This window comes from Limosilactobacillus galli (assembly GCF_947381495.1).
GTDB lineage: Bacteria > Bacillota > Bacilli > Lactobacillales > Lactobacillaceae > Limosilactobacillus > Limosilactobacillus galli.
The window spans coordinates 1-12996 of record NZ_CANCWK010000046.1 but is presented as its reverse complement, the minus strand read 5'-3'; the positions used below and the strand labels follow the sequence as shown (position 1 = coordinate 12996).

Annotated in this window: 13 protein-coding genes; 12 read left to right on the top strand and 1 reads right to left on the bottom strand. The window is 49.6% G+C overall.

Features of this window, described 5'->3' with window-relative positions; genetic code table 11:
- Positions 1 to 74 precede the first annotated feature (74 nt).
- The gene (gene def / locus QOS10_RS08065; RefSeq protein WP_283594947.1) at positions 75 to 644 is read right to left on the bottom strand and encodes a peptide deformylase; all 570 of its coding nucleotides are present in this window, start codon (positions 642 to 644) and stop codon (positions 75 to 77) included.
- A 256-nt stretch (positions 645 to 900) separates the two neighbouring features.
- On the opposite strand from def, the gene pdhA reads away from it, so the two are divergent.
- The 12 genes from pdhA (at position 901) to QOS10_RS08005 (ending at position 12670) form a co-directional block, all read left to right on the top strand.
- The gene (gene pdhA / locus QOS10_RS08060) at positions 901 to 2001 is read left to right on the top strand and encodes a pyruvate dehydrogenase (acetyl-transferring) E1 component subunit alpha (RefSeq protein ID WP_283594946.1); all 1101 of its coding nucleotides are present in this window, start codon (positions 901 to 903) and stop codon (positions 1999 to 2001) included.
- Positions 2002 to 2003: 2 nt separating this feature from the next.
- Positions 2004 to 2981 (top strand): alpha-ketoacid dehydrogenase subunit beta, encoded by a 978-nt coding sequence (locus QOS10_RS08055; protein ID WP_283594945.1) that lies wholly within the window; start codon positions 2004 to 2006, stop codon positions 2979 to 2981.
- 45 nt (positions 2982 to 3026) lie between these two features.
- A complete protein-coding gene (locus QOS10_RS08050) occupies positions 3027 to 4361 on the top strand; it encodes a 2-oxo acid dehydrogenase subunit E2 (protein ID WP_283594944.1) in 1335 nt (444 codons plus the stop codon).
- A 6-nt stretch (positions 4362 to 4367) separates the two neighbouring features.
- A complete protein-coding gene (gene lpdA, locus QOS10_RS08045; protein ID WP_283594942.1) occupies positions 4368 to 5795 on the top strand; it encodes a dihydrolipoyl dehydrogenase in 1428 nt (475 codons plus the stop codon).
- Between the two features lie 130 nt (positions 5796 to 5925).
- Complete coding sequence (locus QOS10_RS08040; RefSeq protein WP_283594941.1) at positions 5926 to 6213, top strand: UPF0223 family protein; 288 nt, start codon at positions 5926 to 5928, stop codon at positions 6211 to 6213.
- Positions 6213 to 6983 (top strand): inositol monophosphatase family protein, encoded by a 771-nt coding sequence (locus QOS10_RS08035; RefSeq protein WP_283594940.1) that lies wholly within the window; start codon positions 6213 to 6215, stop codon positions 6981 to 6983. The genes QOS10_RS08040 and QOS10_RS08035 overlap by 1 nt, the downstream gene beginning before the upstream one ends.
- A gap of 106 nt (positions 6984 to 7089) precedes the next feature.
- Positions 7090 to 8934, top strand: a complete 1845-nt coding sequence (gene typA / locus QOS10_RS08030; RefSeq protein WP_283594939.1) for a translational GTPase TypA — start codon at positions 7090 to 7092, stop codon at positions 8932 to 8934.
- A gap of 103 nt (positions 8935 to 9037) precedes the next feature.
- Positions 9038 to 10255: an FtsW/RodA/SpoVE family cell cycle protein gene (locus tag QOS10_RS08025; RefSeq protein WP_283594938.1), complete on the top strand. Its 1218-nt coding sequence runs from the start codon at positions 9038 to 9040 to the stop codon at positions 10253 to 10255.
- Positions 10256 to 10270: 15 nt separating this feature from the next.
- The gene (locus tag QOS10_RS08020; RefSeq protein WP_283594937.1) at positions 10271 to 10555 is read left to right on the top strand and encodes a YlbG family protein; all 285 of its coding nucleotides are present in this window, start codon (positions 10271 to 10273) and stop codon (positions 10553 to 10555) included.
- The gene (gene rsmD, locus QOS10_RS08015) at positions 10552 to 11112 is read left to right on the top strand and encodes a 16S rRNA (guanine(966)-N(2))-methyltransferase RsmD (RefSeq protein ID WP_283594936.1); all 561 of its coding nucleotides are present in this window, start codon (positions 10552 to 10554) and stop codon (positions 11110 to 11112) included. Before QOS10_RS08020 ends, rsmD begins: the two co-directional genes overlap by 4 nt.
- 6 nt (positions 11113 to 11118) lie before the next feature.
- Positions 11119 to 11640: a pantetheine-phosphate adenylyltransferase gene (gene coaD, locus QOS10_RS08010; RefSeq protein ID WP_283594935.1), complete on the top strand. Its 522-nt coding sequence runs from the start codon at positions 11119 to 11121 to the stop codon at positions 11638 to 11640.
- Positions 11624 to 12670: a SepM family pheromone-processing serine protease gene (locus QOS10_RS08005; RefSeq protein WP_283594934.1), complete on the top strand. Its 1047-nt coding sequence runs from the start codon at positions 11624 to 11626 to the stop codon at positions 12668 to 12670. Before coaD ends, QOS10_RS08005 begins: the two co-directional genes overlap by 17 nt.
- The last annotated feature ends 326 nt before the right edge of the window (positions 12671 to 12996 follow it).

Here is a 12996-nt window from a genome sequence, read left to right as displayed (position 1 = left end):
CGCCGTATACGGATCCGTACGTACGGTGGTGTGAGAGGTCGGTAATTGAAATAATCAATTACCTCCTACTCGATTTAGCTGATCATGATGGTGCCTTCTGGAGCCTCAAATGGGTGTTCCTTGTTGATGTGGTCGTAGAAGAGGACCCCATGCAGGTGATCAATTTCGTGTTGGCAAACAATTGCCGGGTAGTTCTTCAAACGAACCTGGTGCTTTTCACCGTTGACATCCTGGTAGCGCAGGGTGATCCGGTCGTGCCGGGGTACGTAGCCGGGAACATCCTTATCAACGGACAGGCAGCCTTCTCCTTCCGTCAGGGCGCCGTATTGAACGGATTCACTGACGATTACGGGGTTGATGATTACGTCCTTGAACAATGGCTTAGCGTTCTCGTCATCATCGTCAATTGGCGGAACCAGCACAGCAGCCATCTGCTTGGAGACCCCAACTTGCGGGGCAGCCAGACCAACGCCGGCACGAAGCTTGTACTTTTCGCACAGCTCGGGATCCTGACTAACCTCGAGGTACTCCATCATCTTTTTCGCTAATTCTTGATCTTCCTTTGAGAGTGGAAACTCAACTTTTGCTGCTCGCTTTCTCAAGACGGGGTTGCCGTCGCGAGTAATATCTTTCATAAGGTACAAGAATATTCGCCTCCAAAATTTACTCTAACCCATTAATTTTATCATACTCACCAGAAATAGCTAAGCAAATAAACCATAATCGTAAAAAAATACGCTTATCTTTAAAATAACTCTTTCACAAGGGACTTTTTAGTCATTCCTTAATAAAAAAGTACATGAAAGCGCTTGTTTTATGGCAAAAAAAGGCTATACTAGAAAATGTAAGTAGGCAATCGCTTACATGATGTTAATTGGATTTGGAAAGGGATGTTTTATAATGGCCAAAGCTGTTGACTTTGCAAAGATTAAAGCCGATGAAGGCGCTGCATACGCAAAGCCTGTTCAAATTCTTGATAATGATGGGAACGTTGTTAACAAGGACTTAATGGCTAATTTCACTGATGACCAATTAGTAGACTTAATGAAGAAAATGGTTTGGGAACGTGCACTGCACGAACAAACCATGAGCTTCTCACAACAAGGTCGTTTAGGTTTCTACGCTCCAACCTGGGGTCAGGAAGCCTCCGAAATGGGTACGGCATCAGCATTCAAGAAGCAGGACTTCCTTTGCCCTGCATACCGTGACTTACCACAATTAATTCAACACGGTGCTACTGTTGCTCAAATGTACCTGTGGTCCAAGGGTCACCTCAAGGGTAACCTGTTCGAAGCTCGTGCTCTTCGTCCACAAATCATTATCGGTGCTCAGATGGTTGAAATGGCCGGTGCTGCACTTGGTATCAAGAAGAACGGCGAAAAGGATGCCGTTGCTTATGCCTACACTGGTGAAGGTGGTTCTTCACAGGGTGACACCTACGAAGGTATGAACTTCGCCGGTGCCTTCCAAGCACCTGCCGTATTCATCATCCAGAACAACGGTTGGGCAATTTCTTACTCACGTAAGCTTCAAACCGCAGCACAAACCATTGCTCAAAAGGGTGTTGCTGCTGGTATCCCAGGCGTTCAAGTCGATGGGATGGATGTACTGGCATGTTACGAAGTTGCTAAGGAAGCACGTGAATTCGCTGCTGCCGGCAACGGTCCAGTTCTGATCGAAACCTTAACTTACCGGTTCGGTGCCCACAGTTCTGCCGGTGACGATCCTAGCCGGTACCGTACCAAGGAAGAAGAAAAGCCTTGGTTCGACAAGGACCCACTGATTCGGCTTCGCAAGTACTTAACTAAGAAGGGCCTCTGGTCTGAAGACGAAGAAAAGAAGTACGCCGATGAATGCAAGGACGACTTCAAGAAGGCTATCAAGGAAGCTGACTCTGTTGAACCAGAAAAGGTTTCTGACATGCTGAAGCGGACCTTCGAAGTACCAACCCCAGATATTAAGGAACAAATCAAAGAGTACGAAGCAAAGGAGTCGAAGTAATCATGGCTAAAAAGACATATATCAAAGCTATTACTGAAGGTATTGACATTGCTTTGGCTGAAGATCCAAAGACATTGGTCTTCGGTGAAGATGTTGGTAAGAACGGTGGTGTCTTCCGTGCTACTAATGGCTTACAAACGAAGTATGGTAAAGATCGTGTATTCAGTACCCCACTTGCTGAATCAGGTATTTTAGGGATGTCAATTGGTCTGGCCGCCACTGGCTGGCGTCCAGTTCCAGAAATCCAGTTCATGGGCTTCACTTTTGAAGCTATGGACTCCATTGCCGGACAGATGTCACGTGTTCGTTTCCAATACAACGGTACCAAGAACATGCCAATCACCATCCGGACTCCTTACGGTGGTGGCACGCATACTGCTGAACTCCACGGGGACGACCTCGAAAACTTCTTCGTTGGTATCCCAGGACTTCGGGTTGTTACCCCAAGTTCTGCTTACGATGCCAAGGGTTTGGTAATTTCTGCTATTGAAAACAACGACCCAGTTCTGTTCCTCGAAAACCTTCGTCTCTACCGTTCTGTTAAGGGCGAAGTTCCTGACGACAAGTACACTGTTCCGTTGGACAAGGCTAATGTTGTTCAAGAAGGGAGCGATGTTACGATCGTTACCTACGGTGGAATGGTTCCAGAAGCTGTTAAGGCTGCTAAGAAGCTGGCTAAGGACAACATTTCTGCTGAAGTTATCGACCTTCGTTCACTCTACCCACTTGACACTGACACCATCTTTGAATCTATCAAGAAGACTCACCACGTTGTAATCGTTCAAGAGTCACAAAAGATGGCCGGTGTTGGTGCCCAAGTTGCTTCTGCAATTTCCGAAGGTGCCATCATGTACCTGGATGCTCCAATTACCCGGGTTGCTGCACCTAACTCTGTCTACCCATTCCCAATGGCAGAAGACGTATGGCTTCCACGTGCCAAGGAAGTTGAAGACGCAGCTCGTCAAGTAGTTAACTATTAATCACAGCCAATTCGCTACGATTAATTAGAAAGGAAGTTAAATAATATGGCTTACAAGTTCAGACTACCTGAAATGGGTGAAGGCCTTACTGAAGGTGACATCGCTTCATTCCTTGTTAAGGAAGGTGACCAAATCAAGGCCGACGATCCATTAGTAGAAGTTCAAACTGATAAATCAACCACGCAATTGGTATCACCAGTTGATGGGACCGTTACTAAGCTCGATGCTAAGGAAGACGATCACGTTGAAAAGGGTGACGACCTGGTTGAAATCGACGACGGCAAGGACGGTGTAAGCACCAACGTTGAAGCTGACGATGACGACGCCGATGCTGGTGATGACTCTGCCGATGAAGCACCTGCTGAGGAAGAATCCTCTGCTCCAGCTGAAAGTGTTGCTCCAGCAAAGCCAGCTGCTCCTGCCAAGGGTGGCGTTGCTCCATTAGCACAACCAAACAAGCTGGTTATGGCTATGCCATCAGTTCGTCAATACGCTCGTGACAAGGGCGTTGATATCTCCTTGGTACAACCAAGTGGTAACCACGGTCAAGTTCTGAAGGAAGATATTGACAACTTCAACGGTGCTGCTGCTAGTGCTCCAGCTGCTGCTTCTGAAGCCGCTGCTGCTGCACCAAAGGCTGGTAACACGATCACACCATACACTGGTGCTGGCCAAGATGCCGAGACTCGTGAACCATTGTCCAACATGCGGAAGATCATTGCTAAGAACATGCGTGACTCCGTTGATATCAGTCCAATGGTTACTGTCTTTGCAAACGCTGAAGTTTCCAAGCTGATGGCTAACCGGAAGAAGTACAAGCCAGTTGCTGCTGAACAAGGGATTCACTTGACCTTCCTGCCTTACGTCGTTAAGGCCCTCATCGCCATGATGAAGAAGTACCCAGAATTCAACAGTTCAATTGATGACAGTACTCATGAATTAGTTCAAAAGCACTACTACAACATTGGTATTGCTACGAGCACTGATCACGGCCTGTACAACCCTAACATCAAGAACGCTGATTCCAAGAGCATGTTCGAAATCGCTAAGGAAATCTCCGACAACGCACAAGCTGCCGAAGACAACAAGCTTAGCCCAGACAGCATGGTTCACGGTTGCATGACCATCTCCAACATTGGTTCAATGCGTGGCGGCTGGTTCACACCAATCATCAACCAACCAGAAGTTGCTATCCTTGGGATGGGTACCATTGCTACTGAACCAGTTGTTAATGACGAAGGCGAAATCGTTGTTGGTCACAACATGAAGCTGTCATTGACTGTTGATCACCGTCTGATTGATGGTGCCTTAGCTACTGAAGCTTTGAACTATCTGAAGAAGCTTCTTGAAGATCCTGAATTGTTAATGATGGAGGGCTAATTAAATATGGCTGATGTTGAAAAGAAAGATACGGTTATTGTCGGAGGAGGCCCTGGTGGCTACGTTGCCGCCATTCGGGCTTCCGAATTAGGGCAAAAAGTTACCCTGATTGAAAAGGGTGACCCAGGTTTAGGTGGTGTCTGCCTGAACGTTGGTTGTGTGCCTTCCAAGGCCTTGATTGCGGCTGGCCACCGGCTTCGTGAAGCCCGTGATGCCTCAACCTACGGTATTTCCAAGACTGATGCAACGATCGATTTCAAGAAGACCCAGGACTGGAAGCAGCACAAGGTTGTTGACCGGATGACCCGTGGTGTCAAGATGCTGCTCAAGAAGCACAAGGTTGAAATCATCGAAGGGGCTGCCATGATGGACAACGACCACCAGCTTCGGATTATGAAGTCTGGTCCAAAGCAATTCATGGACTTCGATGGCGGTACTAAGATTACCTGGAACAACCTGATCTTGGCTACTGGTTCCCGTCCAGTCGAAATTCCTAACTTCAAGTTTGAAGGTCGGGTTATTGACTCCACCGGCGGCTTGAACCTGCCAGAGATTCCAAAGGAATTCGTTGTCATCGGTGGTGGTTACATCGGGACTGAATTGGCTGGTGCTTACGCCGACCTTGGTTCACATGTAACGATCATTGAAGGTACTGACAGTATCCTTGGTGGCTTCGACAAGGACATGGTTAGCGTTGTTGTCAAGAACCTGAAGAAGAAGGGTATTGACATCATCACCAACGCCATGGCTAAGAACTCCACCCAGGATGACTCCTCTGTTACAGTTACCTACGAAGTTGACGGTAAGGAAAACAGCATTAAAGCTGATTACTGCATGGTTTCTGTTGGTCGGAAGCCAAACACCGATAACTTTGCCCTCGATATGACGAGTGTTAAGCTCAATGATCACCATCAAGTGATCGTTGATAAGCAGGGTCGGACTAATGTGCCAGGAATCTGGGCAATTGGTGATATTGTTCCAGGTCCTGCCCTGGCTCACAAGGCCTTCTTTGAAGGTAAGACTGCTGCTGGAGCGATTGCCGGTAAGAACACCGCCAATGACTGGGTAGGTGTACCCGCTGTTTGCTTCGCTGATCCTGAATTAGCTCAAGTCGGGATGACTGCAGACGAAGCCAAGAAGAAAGGTATCGAAGTTGCCACCGCTAAGTTCCCATTCGCTGGTAACGCACGTGCGGTATCACTCGATCAACCAGAAGGGTTCGTACGCTTCACCTACACTAAGGACAAGAAGAACGTCGTTGGTGCCGAAGTTGTTGGCCCTGAAGCAAGTACGCTGGCTGGTGAATTGTCATTAATCGTCAACTGCGGTATGAATGTTGAGGATGTTTCCTTAACTATTCACCCACACCCAACCCTTAATGAACCAATTCAAGAAGCCGCTGATATCGCAATGGGCTTCCCAACTCACATCTAATTGAGTTGCTGACATCTTAAACAAATCCGAAATGCGTTGTCGATTTCGACAACGCATTTTTGGTTTTAAATAAACGTTTAACGGGGAAGAATTGTATAATATGTATAAAGCTATTTGAGGAGTGATCAACATGCAAAGCCAAAATTACTCTTACCCGTTAAACCCAGGCTGGTCAACCGCTGAGATGGAGACGGTGATTGCCATGCTGCGGGCCGTCGAGGATGCCTATGAGGTGGGGATTAACCGGCAGGAACTGTTGAAACGCTACTGGGCCTTCAAGCAGATCGTTAATTCCAAGGCGGAAGAGAAGCAGATTGGTCGGGACTTCGAGCGTGAATCCGGCTATGTTCTCTACCGGGTAGTTAAGCAGGCACGGGAAAGTGACGCCCGGACAATCAAGATGGCTGGCGATCAATAATGCTAGAAGAGATTGACGTACAAGTACAAAAACTGCTGCGGACGGTCAACCAACGGGCCTTACAGCACCTGGATGGTTCCTCCTATCAGGTAGATACCAAGAGCAGCTACAGCGACCTGGTAACCACGATTGACCGGCAGAATGAACAGGAGCTTGACCGCCGGCTCCGGGAGCTTGACCCGGGTTGCCGGATTCTGAGTGAGGAGGGTTTTGGTAACCAGCAGCTCAGCGATTTGAGTGGCCACGTTTGGATCGTTGACCCCCTGGATGGAACCCTTAACTTTGTTAAACAGCATGCCAACTTCGGCGTCATGCTAGCTCTCTATATTGACGGGCGGCCGACCCTGGGCTACATCATGGACGCGGTCAAGCAGGATCTCTACCACGGGGGCAACGGCTGGGGCGTTTTCAAAAACGACCAGCCCCTGGTAGCACCCGCTGATGCCAGTCTCCGCGACAGCCTGATTGCCATTGGCCGTTCGCTGGTTCTTGATAATGTTGCCAATCTTCCCCAGGTGGCCCGGCATGCCAGTGGCCTCCGGATGTACGGCAGTGCAGCGATGGAGATGATCGGGATGCTGACCGGTGAACTGGGGGCCTACATTTCATACCTACGGCCATGGGACCTCGCTCCGGGCCGGGTGCTGGCGGAAGAATTAGGATTGACGGTTAAATCAATTGACGATGATGGAATAAATGTGCTATCATCTAATCTTGTATTAGTAGCGACAGAGCGAGCGAGCCAGGACATCCTGCGTCTCACTGACTAGTTGTCGAAGCTGTGACCTGATTGTCACAGTTTTTTTATGAAATCAGTCTCGAACCAGTGTATACTAGTTAAGATGAACAGATTGAAACGAAAGGAAGAATTACGCTTTGAAAACTCGTGAGGACATTCGTAACATTGCGATTATTGCCCACGTTGACCACGGTAAGACTACCCTGGTTAACGAAATGTTGAAGCAATCAGATACTTTACCAGAACACTTCAGCATCCAGGACCGGGCCATGGATACTAACGCCATTGAACGGGAACGTGGGATTACTATCCTGTCCAAGAACACGGCCGTTAAGTACGGTAAGTACCAAATCAATATCCTGGATACCCCAGGTCACGCCGACTTCGGTGGTGAAGTTGAACGTGTTATGAAGATGGTTGATGGGGTACTCCTGGTTGTCGATGCCTTTGAAGGGACCATGCCACAGACGCGGTTCGTTCTGAAGAAAGCCCTGGAACAACACCTGACGCCAATCGTTGTTATTAACAAGGTTGACCGGAAGGGTGCTCGTCCGGAAGAAGTTGTCGACGAAGTGCTGGACCTCTTCATCGAATTGGGTGCGGACGAAGACCAACTGGACTTCCCAGTTGTTTACACCTCTGCTATGAACGGGACTTCCAGTTACGATTCTGACATCTCTACTCAGGAACACACGATGAAGCCGCTGTTTGACACCATCGTTAAGACAATCCCAGCTCCAGTTGACAACTCCGACGAACCACTGCAGTTCCAAGTTGCTATCCTGGACTACAACGATTTCGTTGGTCGTATCGGGATCGGTCGGGTCTTCCGTGGTAAGATCAAGGTCGGCGATAATGTTACCCTGATGAAGCTTGACGGGACCAAGAAGAACTTCCGGGTTACGAAGCTGTTCGGTTTCTTCGGCCTGAAGCGGTTGGAAATCAAGGAAGCCAAGGCTGGTGACCTGATTGCCGTTTCCGGGATGGAAGACATCAACGTTGGTGAAACGGTTACTGACCCAGACCACCCAGAAGCATTAACGCCACTGCGGATTGATCCACCGACGCTGCGGATGACTTTCCGGACCAATGATTCACCGTTTGCTGGTCGGGAAGGTAAGTTCGTGACTGCCCGTCAATTGGAAGACCGTCTGAAGCGTGAAATGCAGACCGATGTTTCCCTCAAGGTTGACGATACGGATGACCCAGGTGCCTGGACCGTTTCTGGTCGTGGTGAATTGCACCTGTCCATTCTGATCGAAACGCTGCGGCGTGAAGGATACGAACTGTCCGTATCTCGTCCAGAAGTTATCTACCGGGAAATCGATGGGACGATGTGCGAACCATTCGAAGAGGTTCAAATCGATACGCCAGATGAATACACTGGTGCCGTTATCGACAGCCTTTCTAAGCGGAAGGGTGAAATGAAGAACATGGAACCTGGCGAAAACGGCCAGACTCGTCTGATCTTCCTCGCCCCATCACGTGGTTTGATCGGTTACTCCACTGAATTCATGACCCAAACCCGTGGTTACGGGATCATGAGCCACACCTTCGAAAAGTACGCTCCGGTTATCAAGAACTGGAACCCAGGCCGTCAAAAGGGTACCCTGGTTTCCATGAACGCTGGTAAGGCTACGACCTACGCTATGATGGGGATCGAAAGCCGTGGTCAGCTGCTGATCGACCCAGGTACGGAAGTCTACGAAGGAATGATCGTTGGTGAAAATAGTCGTGAAAACGACATCACGGTTAACATCACCAAGGGTAAGAACCTGACCAACGTCCGTGCGGCTGGTTCTGACGAAATGGCTCACATCAAGACGCCAACGCACCTGTCTCTTGAAGAATCACTTGAATTCTTGAACGAAGACGAATACTGCGAAGTTACGCCAGAAAACATTCGGTTGCGTAAGAAGATCCTGAACACGAATGCTCGTGAGAAGGAAGCTAAGCGCCGTCGTGCCGCTACTCGTAAGTAATAAATAAGTTTAAGAAAACCCGAAAGGCACCATGATGCTTTTCGGGTTTTTCTTATATAATGCTATAATAAAAAGGATACTTTAATTTGAGCGGGGGTACTTTGTGAAAAAGATTAAGCTCCGGCCCCGTCGTGGACTGGTAACAACAATTAAACAGAATTTTCATTTCTGGGACTACTATCTGATGGTCCCATACCTTATCCTGTGCTTGATCGGGATTGTGATGGTCTATTCCTCAAGTGCGGCGATCCAAATGCAGAATGGGGGTACGCCCCAGGGCTACCTGATTAAGCAGAGCATTTATGTTGTGCTGGGGATTATCGTCCTGATTTTCTGTGCCAACTTTCCCTTGGAGCATTATCGCCGCCGCCGATTCCTCCAAGACTCCACCATCGTCATGGGAACATTGCTGGTCATAGTTCTGGCTATTGGTAAGGCGGTCAATGGTGCTAAGGGCTGGCTTAACTTTGGTCCCGTCAATATTCAGCCGGTGGAGTTTTGTAAGCTGTACTTCATTTTGTATCTGGCGGATCGGATGGCCCGGACGCACCAAAAGGGTAAGCTCCTTATGAAGGGCGAGTCATCGCGGGGAGCGTTAATTCTAGCGACGATTTATTTGCTCCTTATCTTAGCCCAGCCAGATACCGGGGGATTCGCCATCAACGTCTGCATTATTGGGGTGATGTTCATTGCCTGTGATGTCCGCAGCTGGTGGAAGGCTGTCGGCATTGTAATTGGGTTCCCCCTGGCCGTCTATTTCGGCTTGCAGCTGGCAATTGTCAATGGCTGGATCCACGGCGGCTACCGAATCCAACGTTTTATCGCCTTCATGAACCCGTTTGGCAACGCGAATGGTTCCGGGAGCCAGCTGGTTAACTCCTATTACGCCATCAGTAATGGGGGGATCTTCGGGGTTGGCCTGGGAAACAGTGTTCAAAAGATGGGCTACCTGCCTGAACCTAACACCGACTTCATTATGGCGATTACCAGTGAGGAGCTCGGCCTGGTGGGGGTTACCATTATTCTGGGACTCCTGATGTTGATCATCTGTCGGATGATTCAGCTGGGGGTTAAGAGCCATTTACTCTATCAGACCCTGATTTGCTACGGGGCTTCGACTTTCTTTACGATTGAAACCTTCTTCAACATCGGCGGGGTTCTCGGCCTGCTCCCAATTACGGGGGTGACCTTCCCATTCATCAGTTATGGTGGTTCCAGTATGCTGGTGCTCTCGGCAACGCTGGGCATCATCATTAACATCAGTATTCGGCAGAACAAGGCCCGCCTGGAGGTCGGTGAGCCGTTTTTGCCTACAGACTAGTAAGGATATGATAAGATGTTTAAGTTAACTGCTCGTCGGGCCCTGGTGGTGTACATCAACGGGAACCGCGTTGTGCGGACACTCCGGCATTACGGAATTGTGCGTTACGTTTCCCGGCGGATGCATTACGTGATCCTGTATGTTGACCAGGACCAGATTGAACAACTGAAAGCGAAGATCGGTCACCTGCGGGCGGTGCGGTCAGTCGAGGAATCTGCCCGACCAGATCTCGACCCGACGCTTACGGACCTCGAGATGACCGGATTATATAAAATGCATGATGAGGATGATAAACAATGAGAGTAGTATCTGGCGACTTTCGCGGCCGCAAGCTGAGTGCGGTGCCCGGTATGGCGACCCGGCCGACAACCGATAAGGTAAAGGAGGCCCTCTTCAACATTATCGGGCCGTACTTTGATGGCGGCCAGAGCCTGGACCTGTTTGCCGGCAGCGGCGGGCTCAGTATCGAGGGGGTTTCCCGCGGGATTGAGCACGCTGTTCTAATTGATCGGCAGTACCAGGCGATTAAAACGATTCGGCGTAACATCGAGGTGACCAAGCACCCTGAGCGTTTCACCGTCTACAAGATGGACGCCCGGAAGGCCCTGGGGATGCTGGGGAAAAAACAGGCCCGCTTTGACATGGTTTACCTGGACCCGCCGTACGCCAAACAGCAGATTTTAAAAGACCTCGACCAGATGGTGCAGGACGACCTGCTCAATGATGGCGCGGTGATCGTTGCCGAGACCAACCAGGAGGCCAACCTGCCGACAGAAGACCTGCCGAACTTTACGTTTATTCGGCGGCAGACCTATGGTATAACAGTACTGACCATTTACCGTTTTCGAAAGGAGTAGTTTTTTATGAAAGTTGCTGTATTTCCCGGGAGTTTTGATCCCCTGACCTTGGGACACCTCGACCTGATCAAGCGGGGGAGTGCCCTCTTCGACCAATTAGCGGTGGCGGTAATGACCAACACCAGCAAGAAGCCGCTGTTCTCTGTTGAGGAGCGGATTCAGCAAATTAAGGAAGCTACGGCTGGCCTGGATAATGTTTCCGTAATTACGGCTTCTGGCCTGACTGTTGACCTGATGAACCGGATCGGGGCCGACTACCTGATGCGGGGGCTGCGGAACAACGCAGACTTCCAATATGAGCGGGACATCGCCGCGATGAACAACTTCTTGGATGACCAGTGCGAGACGATCTTCTTCCTCGCCAAGCCGGAATACCAGCACCTGTCGAGCAGCCTGCTGAAGGAGGTCACCTCGAACGGGGGCGACATCTCCGCTTACCTGCCGGCAAACATCAATGCGGCACTGAAGAAGCGGCTGGAAGAACGTCAATTAATGCGGGTGAAGGAGCATAATGAAAAGACAAGATGATAAACAGGTCCTTCGCTGGATTGGCGGTATCCTGGCCTTAATTCTCTTTTTGGGCTGGTTCCTGTTCTGGCCGCTGAACTCCTATGTTGAGGCGCCGGGGAACGCCATCAACCTGCGTGCGTTTGTTCAGGTAAAGGGACACCCTGATCCGGGGAAGGGAAGTTTCATGATCACGTCGGTAGCTTTGCAGCGGGCCCACCCGGCAACTTATCTGGTTGCCAAGGCTGTTCCGTATTTGTCGATTGAAAAGGCCGACGATGTGACGGGCGGGCAGAGCGGCGCCACCTTTGACCGCGTCCAGCATTTCTACATGCAGAGTTCGATCAACGAAGCCATCGCCAATGCTTACAAGGCGGCCCACCAGCAAGTCAGTCGACGGTACCTGGGGATCTATGTTCTTCAGGTGGAACCGAATTCAAAGTTTCGGAAGGCGATCAAGGTGGGGGATACCATCACCAAGGTTGATGGCCGCCACTTCAACACCGCGCAAGGCTTCCAAAAGTACATCGGCAAGCAGAAGGTTGGTTCGCCGCTGACGGTTACCTATGAGCGTGATGGTCGGCAGCACCAGACCACTCACCGCCTGGTTAAGTTAACCTCAACGCGGGCTGGGATTGGGATCCTTCTGACGAATAACATGAAGGTGAAGACCAAGATACCAGTCCGGGTTAACCCTGGTGAACTGGGCGGCCCATCCGGCGGTTTGATGTTTACCCTGCAGATCTATGAGCAGATCAGTGGTCATGACCTCCAGCGGGGTCGTAAGATTGCCGGGACGGGGACGATTGCTCCCGACGGCAGTGTTGGTGAGATCGGCGGAATTGATAAGAAGGTCATCGCCGCTCACCGGGCTGGTGCCACCATCTTCCTTGCCCCGTATATCAAGCCGACAAAGCTGGTATTGAAGTACGAAGAAGGTCATCAGACCAATTACCAGCTGGCTAAGAAGACGGCTAAGCGGTACGCACCAGGGATGAAGGTTGTTCCGATAACTTCATTCAAACAGGCTGTCCACTATCTGAAACAATAATCGACTGATAAATAAGAGGAATATAAAGATTAGCCAACGTGAAACCAGCGTTGGGGTTCAACGAAAATAGGCTCCAAGTGTTCGGAAAAGCCGGACGCTGGGGGCCTATTTTGTATTTAATACTGACTTAAGAAAACAAATACCAATTTGTTTAAAAAGATAAGTTACGGGGATGCACTGATTGAAATGATCTGCTGAATGCACGTTGTAATTTTACAAATTTGAAGAAATCTTGAAAATTAATTTACAATTGGCAGATTGCAAGAAATAACTTGAACGAATTTAATGACGTAAATTAAGCAGGAAGATCTCGATTGGTGTGCGCC